Here is a 14,383-nt window from a genome sequence, read left to right as displayed (position 1 = left end):
CCCACGTGGGGGCATATCACTGATACGCAATCCCTTTATTATCTGCGATTGCATTGTTTTAGCCAAGGCGAACGCGTGGGTTTAGCGTGTGGCAATGGCCGGGCGACGTTTCGCCGGTGGGGTGAAAAAAACATCAGCAAACAGTGCGGTGGAGATTTTCCGCACCAGCAGTCCAGCCAGCGTACAAATCACTAATGTGACGAAAGGGTAGACCAGCAATAGCGCCAGTTCCATTGTTGGCGGCCAGGCACCGGCATTCAACGGTTTGATTAATGCCAGGCTGAAACCTTCAATCAGAATGCGGTGGGTGGTGTAAATCGCAATGGTATTTGAGCCAACCACATTTAGCAGACTGTTTTCACTCGGCGGGAAACGCTGCTCCAGCTCCCGGAACAGGCGCATGATGCCGACAATCGACAGCAAACAGAGCGGCAACGGCATGTTAAACATCCACAATCCAAACGCCACCACCAACGCGACAGCGAACAACAGGGCGTAGCGACGTATCGCCACGGTTTTCATCCACTCCATGACAGCGTTGCCATACCATGCACCCAGGGTATAGAAGATCATATTGCGCACCACACTGTTCATTCCCCACCAGGGGAGCGGCAGATAATTAATGGCGAGGCTGGCGAGGATCATCAACGTGAGGACGGGGATTTTCCAATTGCTTAACAACTTACAGAGCGTGAAATAGACGATCAGCGCGTACAGATACCACAGACTGGTGCTGGCGGTCAGCATCCCTTGTAAGAACTCTCTCCAGTTGTCAGCGTACGCAGCATTCGACGCGTTACTGAGGTCGCGATCCGGTGCCAGCCAGTCATTAATATGACTAAGCCCGACCCATTGCAGCACGCCCCAGAGCGCCAGCACATACACAATGCTCCAGATCCGTTTGTCGATGGTCTCTTTCCATGGAACCTCATCGATGTAGCGGCGGATCAGGTAACCCGAGATAAAGAAGAACACCGGCATGCGAAACGGCGCAAGGTAGAGGTTGAAATAGATCCAACATTTCGCCAGCGTTTCGGACCAGGGGTGCTGAAAGAGGTCAAGGTGCGGGTAAAAAGTAATGACTGAGTGATATATTACCACCAGGCAAATACATAACCCTTTGATTTGATTAATCCATAATGTTTTCTGTTTCATTCGTTTTCTTGCCTGTTTTGCCTTAATTTCGGCTATTTATCCTGGGTAGTGGGAGAGGGGATGTAATGGGGAAGCGTCTGTATTTATTGATTTTCGGATTAAGGTGAAGGATTTTGGTCGTACACCGGGCAAACAATGGCTGTTTTGCAGAGATCCGCGAGCCATTAGTAATTTGATTTTCCGGCTTTTTTTCGAAACTTCGTGACGAAATCTTACGGTTTCACTCATTTACGCTCTGCGCTTTCGCTTATATACTTCTCAATCTGCTATCAGCAATCAGACGGATTTCATGTACCAGCCTGTCACACTTTTCATAGGCCTGCGCTATATGCGTGGCCGCGCAGCAGACCGTTTCGGTCGTTTTGTCTCCTGGCTGTCAACCATTGGCATCACCCTTGGCGTTATGGCGCTGGTGACGGTGTTATCGGTAATGAATGGCTTTGAACGTGAGCTGCAAAACAACATCCTGGGGCTGATGCCACAGGCTATTCTCTCTACGCAAAACGGCTCCCTTGATCCGCAGCAGCATCCCGCAAATCAGCTAACGCTACAGGGCGTCACCCGTATTGCACCGTTGACCACCGGCGATGTGGTGATCCAAAGCGCGCGCAGCGTGGCGGTCGGCGTGATGATGGGTATTGACCCGACGCAAAACGATCCGCTGACCCCTTATCTGGTCAACGTGAAACAGAGCGACCTGCAGGCGGGTAAATACAACATCATTCTCGGTGAGCAACTGGCGGGCCAGTTAGGCGTTAACCGCGGCGATCAAATTCGTGTGATGGTGCCTTCCGCCAGCCAGTTCACGCCGATGGGGCGTCTGCCCAGCCAGCGTCTGTTCACGGTGGTCGGGACGTTCGCCGCAAACAGCGAAGTGGATGAGTACCAGATGCTGGTCAATATTGAGGATGCATCACGCCTGATGCGTTACCCGGCGGGTAACATTACCGGCTGGCGTTTGTGGCTTAACGAACCGCTGAAAGTGGATGTGCTGAGCCAGCAGCCACTACCAGAAGGAACGAAGTGGCAGGACTGGCGCGATCGCAAAGGCGAGCTGTTCCAGGCTGTGCGCATGGAGAAAAACATGATGGGTCTTCTGCTCAGCCTGATTGTTGCGGTCGCGGCGTTTAACATTATTACTTCTCTTGGCCTGATGGTGATGGAAAAACAGGGTGAGGTGGCGATTTTACAAACGCAGGGCCTGACGCCGCGCCAGATCATGGCGGTATTTATGGTGCAAGGGGCCAGCGCCGGCATCATCGGCGCGCTACTTGGCGCGGTGCTGGGCGCACTGCTGGCCAGCCAGTTGAATAATTTGATGCCGATTATCGGCGCACTGCTGGATGGCGCTGCACTGCCCGTAGCGATTGAGCCACTGCAGGTTGTTACGATTGCGCTGGTGGCGATGGCCATTGCGCTGCTCTCTACGCTTTATCCTTCCTGGCGCGCTGCCGCCACTCAACCCGCTGAGGCTTTACGTTATGAATAAGATCCTGTTGCAATGCGACAACCTGTGCAAACGCTATCAGGAAGGCAGTGTGCAAACCGACGTGCTGCACAATGTCAGTTTCAGCATGGCGGAAGGGGAACTGATGGCGATTGTCGGTAGTTCCGGTTCGGGTAAAAGTACGCTGCTGCACCTGCTCGGCGGGCTGGATACGCCGACCTCCGGCGATGTGATTTTCCGCGATCAGCCGATGAGCAAACTCTCTTCCACCGCCAAGGCGGATCTGCGTAACCGTGAACTGGGTTTTATCTACCAGTTCCACCATCTGCTGCCGGATTTTACCGCACTGGAAAACGTGGCGATGCCGCTGCTGATTGGTAAAAAGAAACCAGCCGAGATTGACAGCCGCGCGCGTGAAATGCTGCGCGCAGTGGGTCTGGAGCACCGCGCCACTCACCGTCCGTCGGAGCTTTCCGGCGGCGAACGCCAGCGTGTGGCGATTGCCCGTGCGCTGGTCAATAACCCGCGTCTGGTGCTGGCGGATGAACCGACCGGTAACCTGGATGCCCGCAACGCCGACAGTATTTTCCAGTTGCTTGGCGAGTTGAACCGTTCGCAGGGTACGGCGTTTCTGGTGGTGACGCATGATTTACAGCTGGCAAAACGTATGAACCGTCAACTGGAAATGCGTGATGGTCATCTGAGCACTGAAGTCTCCCTGATGGGGGCCGAGTAATGGCTTCGCCTCTGTCGTTATTGATTGCCTTGCGTTTCAGCCGCGGACGCCGTCGCGGTGGGATGGTTTCGTTGATTTCGGTGATCTCGACTATCGGCATCGCGCTGGGTGTAGCGGTGCTGATCGTCGGTCTGAGCGCGATGAACGGTTTTGAGCGCGAACTGAATAACCGCATTCTGGCGGTTGTGCCACATGGTGAGATCGAGCCGGTGAACCAGCCGTGGAATGACTGGAATACCGCGCTGGAAAAAGTGAAGAAAGTGCCGGGCATTGCGGCGGCGGCACCCTATATCAACTTTACAGGGCTGGTGGAGAGCGGTGCTAACCTGCGCGCGATTCAGGTCAAAGGCGTTGATCCGCAGCAGGAAACTGACCTCAGCGCGTTACCGAAATATATCCAGGGCGACGCCTGGCGTAATTTTAAAGCCGGTGAGCAGCAAATCATTTTGGGGAAAGGCGTGGCCGATGCGCTGAAAGTGCAGCAGGGCGACTGGGTGTCCATCATGATCCCTAACTCTGACGACGCGCATAAACTGTTGCAGCCCAAACGCGTGCGGTTGCATGTCACGGGTATTCTGCAACTCAGTGGTCAGCTTGATCACGGTTTCGCGATGATCCCGATGGCGGATGCGCAGCAATATCTGGAGATGGGCGGCAGCGTTACCGGCATCGCCATTAAAGTCAACGATGTCTTTAACGCCAATAAGCTGGTGCGCGATGCGGGTGAAGTGACCAACAGCTATGTTTATATCAAAAGCTGGATCGGCAAATATGGCTATATGTATCGCGACATCCAGATGATCCGCGCCATTATGTATCTGGCTATGGTGCTGGTGATTGGCGTGGCCTGTTTTAATATTGTCTCCACGCTGGTGATGGCAGTAAAAGACAAGAGCGCCGATATTGCGGTATTGCGTACGCTCGGGGCGAAAGATGGTCTTATTCGCGCCGTTTTCGTCTGGTACGGTTTGCTGGCCGGGTTGCTGGGCAGCCTTTGCGGTGTGGTGATTGGCGTGGTGGTTTCGCTGCAATTAACGCCAATTATCAACGGTATAGAAAAAATTATCGGTCATCAGTTCTTGTCGGGCGATATCTACTTTATCGACTTCCTGCCGTCGGAACTTCATCCGCTGGATGTGATGTACGTTCTGGCGACGGCGTTGGTATTAAGCCTGCTGGCGAGCTGGTATCCGGCGCGCCGGGCGAGCAATATTGATCCGGCGAGAGTACTGAGCGGGCAGTAATCCCGGCGTGAGCAGGGCCACAACGAAGGAGTGGCGATGAATTACGGATTTGATATTGGCGGCAGTAAAATCGCGTTAGGTGTCTTTGACGCCAATCGACGGTTACAGTGGGAAACACGTGTCGCCACGCCCCATGACAGTTATACATCCTTTTTGCGCGCCATTGCTGAGCTGGTCGCAGAGGCGGATGCACGTTTCGGCGTGAAAGGCACGGTCGGCATCGGCATCCCTGGCATGCCGGAAACCGCCGACGGTACGTTGTATACCGCCAATCTGCCCGCCGCTAGCGGCCAGTCGCTGCGCACCGATCTCAGCGCGTTGCTGGAGCGTGACGTCCGGCTGGATAACGATGCCAACTGTTTCACCCTCTCTGAAGCCTGGGATGATGAATTCCGGCGCTATCCGCTGGTGATGGGGCTGATCCTTGGCACGGGTGTGGGCGGCGGACTGGTGGTGAATGGCAAGACTGTGACCGGGCAGCGTTTTATCACCGGCGAGTTTGGTCATATCCGTTTGCCCGTCGATGCGCTGGGGCTGATGGGGTTTGATTTTCCGCTCACACGCTGCGGCTGTGGCAAAATCGGCTGTATTGAGAACTATCTTTCCGGCCGTGGTTTTGCATGGCTGTACAAACACTTCTACCATCAGTCATTGTCTGCGCCGGAGATCATCACCCGCTGGCAGCAAGGCGAGGCGAAAGCACTGGCCCATGTCGAACGCTATGTCGACTTGCTGGCGGTGTGTCTGGGTAATATTCTGACCATTATCGACCCGGATCTGCTGGTGATTGGCGGTGGATTATCCAATTTCAGCGCGCTGACGCAATTGCTGCCGGAGCGTATCCGCCCGCATCTGCTACCAGCGGGCGAGGTGCCGCGTATTGAATGCGCGCGCTACGGTGACGCAGGCGGTATGCGCGGTGCGGCATTTCTTCATCTTACTGATCCGTCCTGAGAGGATGCCATGCAATCGCGACGTTCACATCGTCTCAGCCGTTTTCGCCATAACAAACGCCGCTTGCGTGAGCGGTTACGCCAGCGCATTTTTTTCCGTGACACAATGGTGCCTGAAGTGATGGAAAAACCGAGAGTTGTCGTACTGACCGGGGCGGGGATCTCCGCCGAGTCCGGGATCCGCACCTTCCGTGCGGCAGATGGGCTGTGGGAAGAACATCATGTCGAAGATGTGGCGACGCCGGAAGGCTTTGCCCGCAACCCACAACTGGTGCAAACCTTTTATAACGATCGCCGCCGCCAGCTCCAGCAGCCGGAAATTGTGCCCAACGCCGCGCATCTGGCGCTGGCCGAACTGGAGCAGGCATTGGGGGATCGCTTTTTACTGATCACGCAGAATATCGACAACCTGCATGAGCGTGCCGGAAATAAACACATCATCCATATGCACGGCGAGTTGTTGAAAGTGCGCTGTTCCCAGAGCGGGCAGGTGCTGAAGTGGACCGATGATGTCACCCGTGACGACAAATGCCACTGTTGCCAGTTTCCTGCGCCGCTGCGCCCGCACGTAGTGTGGTTTGGCGAGATGCCGCTGGGCATGGATGAGATCTACAGCGCGCTGGCAATGGCAGATGTCTTTATTGCTATCGGCACGTCCGGCCATGTCTATCCTGCCGCCGGGTTTGTTCACGAAGCAAAACTGCATGGCGCGCACACCGTCGAGCTGAACCTCGAACCGAGCCAGGTGGGCAGCGAGTTCGAAGAGAAACATTACGGACTGGCAAGCGTGGTGGTGCCGGAGTACGTCGAAAAACTGCTGAAAAAGCTGTAACGCGAAAACCGCTCCTCTCCGGCGGGAGAGGAGGGCGGTTTACAGCGCTTTTTGCAGATTGATCACCGTGCGGGCGTTCGAGGCACTGGTGGCCAGCACATCGATCACCCCGGTACGCAACGCGCCGAGAATGGCCGTTGCTTTGGTGCTTTCCGATGCAATCGCTATAACGCAGGGAATGGTGCGCAGCTGCTCCAGACTCAGGCCAATCACCCGATCGTTCATCACCGTGTCGACCGGGGTACCCTGAATGTTGAAAAAGCTGTAGCCGGCCAGGTCACCCACCACGCCCTGTTCCTGACGGGCGGTAATGATCTCCTGCGGCGTAAACCACCCCAGTTGCACCATAAAGCTGTTTTCGTTCATATCTCCGAGACCAATCAGCGCAATGTCTGCCTTGCTCGCCTGTTCGAGGGTGGCTTTGATCAGGCGGTTCTGGATAAACGCCTCGCGCAATGCCGGGGTTTCCACATAGGCCGGCGCATACAGCGTTTCACTAAACCCGTTGAATTTACGCGCCAGATTACGGCTGATATGGTCGGCGTCGATAAGCTGACCATCGCGCTTGGTACCGCCGATACCGCAAATAAAGCGGCAGGAACGCTCCGGGAAAATACCCACGTGATTGGCCACTGCCGCCACATTACGCCCCTGACCGACGGTGACGGTCATGTCGTTTTTCAGAATGGTGGCAAGATAGTTGCTGACCAGAGCCGCCACTTGCTGGCGCTGCTCATCCTCATCATGATGATCAAGGGCGATTAACGCCCGTTTGATACCAAAATTTTGAATGAACTGTTGTTCAATCTGCGAACTAAAGACCGGGTGATATTTAACGTTGATTTCAACGATCCCCTCGTGGCGGGCTTTTTTCAGCAGCCTGCCGACTTTAATACGCGAGATGCCAAACCGCTGGGCAATTTCTTCCTGGGTCTGTTCCTGCTCGTAATACGCGACGGCTATTTCCGTCAGAAGTTCGTAATCAGAGTCTTGTTCAGCCATCGCATTGTTTTTCCATTGCCGATATCTCCTTAATACTACTGCGCTTTGGCGATAAAATCCTGCACTACGCGTTGCACAATTGCGCAATAGTCAGCGGCATCCCATGCGGCCCGGCCAATAAACAAACCGTCAATATTGGGCTGCGCCGCCAGTTCCGCGCAATTTTGCAGATTGACGCTGCCGCCATACAGTAACGGGATCTTATGCCCATGCTCTTCGCCGTACAGCGCACATAGCGCTGCACGCAACGTCTGGTGGATCTCCGCAGCCTGTTCTGGCGTGGCCGGAACGCCCTGTTCACCTATCGCCCAGATCGGTTCATAGGCGATGAGCGTTTGCTGCGCTTGCGTGGCGCTCAGGCCGTACAGCGCGATTTTCATCTGCCGCGTCACGGTTTCAATGGAGACACCCCAGCGTTTTTCATCGGCGCTGTCACCAATGCAAACCAGCGGACGCAGGCCGTGGCGCAGCGCAGTATGGACTTTGGCGTTGATGGCGGCATCGGTTTCATTGAACGCGCCGCGTCGTTCAGAGTGCCCCATCTCCACCAGCGTGGCGCCGGTTTCAGCAATCATGCTGGCGGAGATCTCGCCGGTCCACGCACCGGCTTCTTGCTGATGCATATTTTGTGCACCGGTCAGGCACGGCAACGTATGCATGCGAAAGAAGTCGCTTACCGGTTGGATAGCGGTAAACGGGGGAATGAAGAAGGGCTGAATGGATGGGTGCATCACCGGTGGTAAATGGGTGGCGAGCACCTCGCAGTAGGCCATCGCTTCCGACAACGGTTTATTCATTTTCCAGCTTGTGCCAATCATCAGGCTTTTCATCTTTAACTCCATTTCCTTGCTAATCAAATACCTGTGCAATGTGTTATGCATCGGTTTGCTTAATTTGAACATTTATTCATTGCTTGAACATATGTTAGATCACATTTTTGCGATCAAAAATGGGTCACGAAATTTTATGTGATCTCCATCACTTATCGCCGGAAAAACATCGGTTAACTTTATGTTCATATGATTTACAAGTGAACATATGAACGAACAGCGTTCCATTACCGAGAGGTCCGACGATGTCTGTAGATAAAAAACCCGTTGTAGCTGTCACCATTGGCGATCCCGCCGGGATTGGCCCGGAAATCACCGTAGCGACGTTGATGGACAAAAGTGTGTATGACGAGTGCAAGCCATTCCTGATTGGCTCCATCCCTATCATTCAGCGGGCGATGAAAATCCAGGGGTGCAATTTCCCGATCAATAAAATCACCCATCCGGATCAGGCGAAGTACAGCTGGGGTACGCTGGATGTGCTGGAAACTGGCGACTATGACTGCGACAGCATTGTCTGGGGCAAAGTCCAGCAACTGGCGGGAAAAATGTCGCTGGATTATGTTATGAAATCCATCGAACTGGGGATGGCGGGGCTGATTGATGTCGTCTCTACTGCGCCCATCCACAAAGAAGCCATCAAACTGGCGGGCTGTAAGTTGCCAGGCCACACGGAAATTTACCAGGTCGAAACGCGTTCCGATTACGGTTTGACGATGTTCCATGTGCACAACCTGCGCGTGTTCTTTGTCAGCCGCCACATGGCGCTGAAAGATGCCTGTGACTACGCCAACAAAGAGCGCGTACTGGCCTGTGTACAGCAGATCAACCACGAGTTCACGGCGCTCAACATTAAGAACCCGCGCATTGCGGTCGCGGCGCTTAACCCCCACGGTTCCGACAACGGTCTGTTTGGCCATGAAGAAGCCGATAATCTGATCCCGGCGGTGAAAGCCGCGCAGGCGGAAGGGATCAACGCCATTGGTCCGGTCCCGGCGGACTCCGTTTTCCATCTCGGCAAACTCGGCAACTACGACGCCATCCTGTCGCTGTATCACGACCAGGGGCATATCGCCTGTAAAACCCTAGATTTTGAACGTTCGATCACCATTACCTTCGGCCTGCCGTTTATGCGCAGTTCGGTCGATCACGGTACGGCGTTCGACATTGCCGGTACCGGCAAAGCAGGCACGGTGAGCATGCTGGAATCTACGGTGGTCGCCGCGCGCTACTGGAAAATGAAGCAGCACTAACACGCTGAGCATGACCTGGGGACAGAGAATGGAAAACTATCTGTTAATTAGCAAAGGCAGTAAAGGTTGGGGCGGACCGTTGAAAATTTCGCTCGCCCAGCCGAAAAAAATCGCCTATATCACCGGGGGCATTCGCCCCCCTGTCGTTGACCGGCTGTGCGAACTCACGGGCTGGCCGTCGGTGGATGTCTTCAAACATGGCGAACCGGCGGAAAATGAGATCGGCGTGATGGTGATCGACTGCGGCGGCACGCTGCGCTGCGGGCTGTACCCGAAACGCGGTATTCCGACCATTAACCTGCACCACACCGGCAAGAGCGGCCCGCTGGCTGAGTATATCCACGAAGAGATCTATGTCTCCGGCGTGACGCCAGCATGCATTGAACGGGTCTACCCGGCAGGAGAGGGGGTAAAACTGGGGATCGTCGCCGACGATCTGACCGGTGCAACCACCGTCGGTGTGCTGCTGGCGCGCAGTGGGCTGAAAACGGCGGCATTTTTCGACACCGAGTCGTTCGCCCGCAACGAAGTGGATTACCCGGCGATGGTGGTCAGCAGCGACAGCCGTCCGTTACCGAAAGCCGAAGCCCAGCAGCGCGTCAGCGCCGCGGTACAACAGCTTAAATCGCGCGGCGCGCACTACTTTACCAAACGCATCGATACCACGTTGCGCGGCGGTATTGGCTATGAGATTGACGCCATGCTGGCGCTACTGCCGCAGGAAACGGTGGCCGTTGTGGTTCCCGCCATGCCGCAGTCCCGGCGTATTCTGGTCGGCGGATATTCGGTGATTGATTCGGTGGCGCTCTCCTGTACCGATGTGGCGCGTGATGTCCGCACGCCAGTGACCGAGTCCTGGGTGCCGGGGTTACTGGCTAATCAAACGCAGCACCATGTCGGCCATATTGCTCTGGCGCAGGTGATGCAGGGAGACGCACAAATCCAGCAGCAATTGCAGGCACGGCAGCAGGAAGGCGTGCGAGTGATCGTGGTGGATGCCATTACGCTGGATGATGTGGATGCGATTGCCCGCGCCGTGGTCACGCTGAACTGGAATGTGCTGGCTGTCGACCCGGGTCCGTTTACTGAGCGACTGGCGGTGCATCGCGGGTTAATGCGCGAAGACAAACGACTGACGCAGCCGTCGCTGCCCCGCAGTGCGCAGCGCGGTTCGGTGGTGATTGTGGCCGGAAGCGCAACGCCGGTGACGAAAAAGCAACTCGGGCACTTAATTGCGCATGACGATCGCGTATGCCATATCCCGGTGGACGCGGAACTGCTTGTCGATCGGCAAAACGCCGCCGACATCGAAATCAGCCGCATTGTGCGCCAGGCGCACCAGTGCGTCACCACGCATAAAAATGCCTTGTTCGTTTTTGAGTCAGCGTTAACAGGCAGGTTGCTGGATCTGCGGGAAGAGGAGCAACGTTTCAATCTTGACCACGGTCAGGCGGCGGAAAACATCAATAAGGGTCTTGGCAGCATCGTCAAAGAGATCCTCAATTGTGCGCCGGAGGAGATCAAAGGCATCTATATGACCGGCGGCGATACGATGGTGAATGTCCTGAAAGAATTGGGCGCTACCGGCATTGAGATGATCGACTATGTTATTCCACAAACCGATATGGTGCGTATTATCGGCGGGGAGTATGCGGGGCTGGTTTGCGTGGGCAAAGGTGGTTTAACCGGACCGGAAGATATTATCAGCACCATTGTTGAACATATTTATAAAGAATCACTGCAATAACAAATATAACAATATGCGACGCGAACAACGTTCGGGCAGTGCGTCGTGAATATTCACTCTTGTATCCTGTATGCGAGTTACACCCTATGAATATTAATATTTTTGACAAAATGAATAAGGTGCCAGGTGGGCTGATTATTATCCCGCTGGTGGCGGCTATTTTGCTGAATACATTTGCTCCTCAGGTATTAAGCATCGGCGGCCCGACTACGGCGTTATTTAAAGTGGGTTCCAGCGCCATGATGGGTATATTTCTGCTGATATGCGGAACATCGATTAATATTCGCCAGGCCGGGCTACCCTTGTACAAAGGGGCGGTGCTGCTGCTGCTTAAATGTGTGGCCGGGGCGCTTGCGGTCTGGCTGGTCGGATCGATGTTTGGCCCGGTCGGATTTCTTGGCATCTCTACGCTGGCGTTTGTCGCCTGCCTGACCAGTTCGAACAGCTCTCTCTATATTGCGCTGTGCAGTAATTACGGCGATGCCAGCGACGCCGGGGCGATTTCGGTGTTCTGCGTGAAAGATGGCCCCTTCGTCACCATGATGGTGCTTGGCGTTAGCGGGCTGGCCAATATTCCTTTTGCCGCACTGTTGTCGATGTTGATCCCGCTGTTAATCGGCATGCTGTGGGGCAACCTTGATGAGCGATTCAAACAGCTTTGCGCCTCTGCCCAGCCGCTGATCATCATTATTATGTCGTTTGCCATCGGCGCGAACTCCAGCATCAATACGGTGTTTACCGCCGGGTTATCGGGCATTGTGCTCGGCCTTATCTCTGCCTGTACCGGCATTATTTTCTACTTCCTTTATAACCTGTTCCTGAAGAAGAAAACGGCGCTTGGCGCTGCGCTGGGCACCACGGCGGCCAGCTCGGCATTGACCCCGGCGATGGTGGCACAGGCGGACCCGTCGCTGGCGGTCTATGTGGATGCTGCAACGGCGCAACTGGCGACCGCCAGTATCATCACCATGCTGACTGCTCCGGTGCTAGTGGCCTGGTTTGATAAGCGATTGAAAGCGCGCGCGCCAGCGGTGGAGGTGATCAAACCCGCTGAAGAGACGTCATTGCCGCTCTCGTCGCAGGTCAGTAGTAAAGGAAATAAATAAATGTCATTGCCGTTGTACCAACTGGAGGTCACGCAGGTCGGTGATTTTGTCGCAGAGTATTTACAGCAACATAAATTAATTCTCTTTGCGGAACCGGTGCCGACGGATATTGCAGAATATTGTGCAATACACCGGCCGGGTAAATTTAACGCAGTATTATTACCCGGCCAGAAAGTTACCCTTAATTCTGTTATTTATCGTATTACTGCCGTTGGCAGTGTGGCAACGGCAAATTTAAAACAGCTTGGACATATTACCCTTAATTTTGATGGCGCGATTGACGCCGAATTACCCGGCACGGTCCACCTCTGTGGACCGACGCCAGAGACGATTCTCCCCGGGGACCAGATTTGTATTTACCGTGAATAATTTGAGGACACTGTTATGAAAACAATCGCCATTGGTGCGGATGATGCGGCCTATGCGTTTCGCGATGCTATCGTCAATTATCTGGCAGAGCAGGGTATCACTGTCGTTGATTACAGCAGCGATAAACGAACCGACGCGAATTATTATCCTGACGTTGCCCATGAAGTGGCGATGGCCATTAAACAGGGAGAGCACGATCGCGGCATTTTAATTTGCGGCACCGGCATTGGTATGAGCATTGTGGCGAATAAAGTGCCAGGCGTGCGCGCGGCGCAGTGCCATGACACTTTCTCCGCCGAGCGTGCGCGTAAAAGCAATAATGCGCAAATCATCACCTTGGGCGCGCGGGTGATTGGTGCAGAGCTTGGGAAAAAAATCATCCAGGCGTGGCTGGAGTCGGAGTACGAAGGGGGCGGTTCTGCGGCAAAAGTGGAGCGCATTGACTATTACCAGAATCAGCATGCCAGAGATTAACGGAGCCTGTGATGAACCAATTAAGCGCGTTAAAAGAGATGACCGTCGTTGTTGCGGATACCGGCGATATTGATTCGATTAAAAAATTTGCCCCGCAGGATGCCACCACCAACCCGTCACTGGTGCTGAAAGCCGCGCAACTGCCGCAGTACCAGGCGCTGATTGCCGATGCGGTGGGCAAAGCACGCCGTCAGGGCGGCAGTGCCGAAACGCAGTTGATCAATGCCTGTGATCAAGTCGCTGTGGATATCGGCACGGAAGTGCTGCGCCATGTGCCGGGGCGTATTTCCACCGAGGTGGACGCCCGTTTTGCCTGGGATCGCGGGATGTGTGTCACCCGTGCACGTAAACTGATTCAGTTGTACCAGGAAAACGGGATCGCGCCATCGCGTATCCTGATCAAGCTGGCGGCAACCTGGGAGGGGATCCGCGCGGCTGAAGAGCTGGAGCAAAGTGGCATTAACTGCAACCTGACGCTGCTGTTCTCCTTCGCCCAGGCACGGGCTTGCGCAGAAGCTGGGGTGTTCCTGATTTCACCGTTTGTGGGACGTATTTACGACTGGTATCAGAAAAACGCCCCGCACGCGCCGTACCACGCCGCGAGCGATGCAGGGGTGAAATCGGTACGCGATATCTACCAGTATTATAAAGCCCACGGCTACGACACCGTGGTGATGGGCGCCAGTTTCCGGCGGATAGAACAGATTCAGGCATTAGCGGGCTGCGACCGTCTGACCATCTCACCTGCACTGCTGGATGTGCTGGCAGCGTGTGACGCGCCGCTGACCCGGCAGCTTCATCCGGGTTGTGTCAGCGAAACCCGCCCCAGTCCAATGACCCAGTCAGAGTTTCTCTGGCAGCATCATCAGGATGCGATGGCGGTTGAAAAACTGGCCGAAGGGATCCGCTTGTTTGCGGCTGACCAGTTGAAGCTGGAAGAGATGATCCGCCAGATGCTCTGAACCGCCGCAAGGAAAAAAGATGAACACAGCAAACCTACAACGGCGCATTTGCGCCAATGCCCTGCGAGCGCTCTCGATGGACGCGGTACAGAAAGCCAAATCCGGTCACCCGGGAGCCCCGATGGGGATGGCTGACATTGCCGAAGTCCTGTGGCGTGATTTCCTGAACCACAACCCGCAGAACCCGGCATGGGCTGACCGCGACCGCTTTGTGCTGTCCAACGGCCACGGCTCGATGCTGATTTACAGCCTGCTGCACCTCACCGGTTACGA

Annotated in this window: 14 protein-coding genes and 1 pseudogene; 12 read left to right on the top strand and 3 right to left on the bottom strand. The window is 55.0% G+C overall.

The features are described from left to right. Positions 1–81: 81 nt before the first annotated feature. Complete coding sequence (locus tag GA0061071_RS16465; RefSeq protein WP_088236514.1) at positions 82–1,155, bottom strand: acyltransferase family protein; 1,074 nt, start codon at positions 1,153–1,155, stop codon at positions 82–84. Positions 1,156–1,444: 289 nt separating this feature from the next. Between GA0061071_RS16465 and lolC the strand changes: the two genes are divergently transcribed. Genes lolC through cobB form a run of 5 tightly spaced genes read left to right on the top strand, consistent with a single transcriptional unit; the run spans position 1,445 to position 6,367 of the window. Continuing rightward, on the top strand, positions 1,445–2,644 hold the full coding sequence (gene lolC, locus GA0061071_RS16460) for a lipoprotein-releasing ABC transporter permease subunit LolC (RefSeq protein ID WP_061494894.1): 1,200 nt from the start codon (positions 1,445–1,447) through the stop codon (positions 2,642–2,644). Continuing rightward, positions 2,637–3,338 (top strand): lipoprotein-releasing ABC transporter ATP-binding protein LolD, encoded by a 702-nt coding sequence (lolD, locus tag GA0061071_RS16455; RefSeq protein ID WP_061494896.1) that lies wholly within the window; start codon positions 2,637–2,639, stop codon positions 3,336–3,338. Before lolC ends, lolD begins: the two co-directional genes overlap by 8 nt. Further along, positions 3,338–4,582 carry a lipoprotein-releasing ABC transporter permease subunit LolE gene (lolE, locus tag GA0061071_RS16450; RefSeq protein ID WP_088236513.1) on the top strand — a complete coding sequence of 415 codons (1,245 nt, stop codon included), beginning with the start codon at positions 3,338–3,340 and terminating at the stop codon, positions 4,580–4,582. The genes lolD and lolE overlap by 1 nt, the downstream gene beginning before the upstream one ends. A 36-nt stretch (positions 4,583–4,618) precedes the next feature. Next, positions 4,619–5,536 carry an N-acetylglucosamine kinase gene (nagK, locus tag GA0061071_RS16445; protein ID WP_088236512.1) on the top strand — a complete coding sequence of 306 codons (918 nt, stop codon included), beginning with the start codon at positions 4,619–4,621 and terminating at the stop codon, positions 5,534–5,536. Positions 5,537–5,545: 9 nt separating this feature from the next. Continuing rightward, the gene (cobB, locus tag GA0061071_RS16440; protein ID WP_088236511.1) at positions 5,546–6,367 is read left to right on the top strand and encodes a Sir2 family NAD+-dependent deacetylase; all 822 of its coding nucleotides are present in this window, start codon (positions 5,546–5,548) and stop codon (positions 6,365–6,367) included. 39 nt (positions 6,368–6,406) lie between these two features. Here the strand turns inward: cobB and GA0061071_RS16435 are convergent, their stop codons facing one another. Together GA0061071_RS16435 and GA0061071_RS16430 are read right to left on the bottom strand one after the other, a co-directional pair. Beyond that, a complete protein-coding gene (locus GA0061071_RS16435; RefSeq protein ID WP_088236510.1) occupies positions 6,407–7,369 on the bottom strand; it encodes a sugar-binding transcriptional regulator in 963 nt (320 codons plus the stop codon). 35 nt (positions 7,370–7,404) lie between these two features. After that, on the bottom strand, positions 7,405–8,199 hold the full coding sequence (locus tag GA0061071_RS16430; protein ID WP_088236509.1) for a triose-phosphate isomerase: 795 nt from the start codon (positions 8,197–8,199) through the stop codon (positions 7,405–7,407). Between the two features lie 245 nt (positions 8,200–8,444). Here GA0061071_RS16430 and pdxA point away from each other — a divergent pair, with 245 nt between their 5' ends. The 7 genes and pseudogenes from pdxA to GA0061071_RS16395 form a co-directional block, all read left to right on the top strand. Next, entirely contained in the window at positions 8,445–9,452 is a 1,008-nt protein-coding gene (gene pdxA, locus GA0061071_RS16425; RefSeq protein ID WP_088236508.1) for a 4-hydroxythreonine-4-phosphate dehydrogenase PdxA, read from the top strand. 28 nt (positions 9,453–9,480) lie between these two features. Continuing rightward, the gene (locus tag GA0061071_RS16420) at positions 9,481–11,199 is read left to right on the top strand and encodes a four-carbon acid sugar kinase family protein (RefSeq protein ID WP_088236507.1); all 1,719 of its coding nucleotides are present in this window, start codon (positions 9,481–9,483) and stop codon (positions 11,197–11,199) included. A gap of 86 nt (positions 11,200–11,285) precedes the next feature. Next, on the top strand, positions 11,286–12,305 hold the full coding sequence (locus GA0061071_RS16415) for a 2-keto-3-deoxygluconate permease (protein WP_088236506.1): 1,020 nt from the start codon (positions 11,286–11,288) through the stop codon (positions 12,303–12,305). Beyond that, complete coding sequence (locus GA0061071_RS16410; protein WP_088236505.1) at positions 12,306–12,674, top strand: PTS glucitol/sorbitol transporter subunit IIA; 369 nt, start codon at positions 12,306–12,308, stop codon at positions 12,672–12,674. A gap of 15 nt (positions 12,675–12,689) precedes the next feature. After that, positions 12,690–13,148 carry a ribose 5-phosphate isomerase B gene (gene rpiB / locus GA0061071_RS16405; protein WP_088236504.1) on the top strand — a complete coding sequence of 153 codons (459 nt, stop codon included), beginning with the start codon at positions 12,690–12,692 and terminating at the stop codon, positions 13,146–13,148. An 11-nt stretch (positions 13,149–13,159) separates the two neighbouring features. Next, complete coding sequence (gene tal / locus GA0061071_RS16400) at positions 13,160–14,110, top strand: transaldolase (protein WP_088236503.1); 951 nt, start codon at positions 13,160–13,162, stop codon at positions 14,108–14,110. A gap of 19 nt (positions 14,111–14,129) precedes the next feature. Next, positions 14,130–14,383, top strand: a pseudogene (locus tag GA0061071_RS16395) (transketolase); the annotation flags it as partial.

This window comes from Kosakonia oryzendophytica (assembly GCF_900094925.1).
Lineage (GTDB): Bacteria > Pseudomonadota > Gammaproteobacteria > Enterobacterales > Enterobacteriaceae > Kosakonia > Kosakonia oryzendophytica.
Note: the sequence above shows the minus strand (reverse complement) of the source record. Positions and strands in the feature narration are given on the sequence as shown.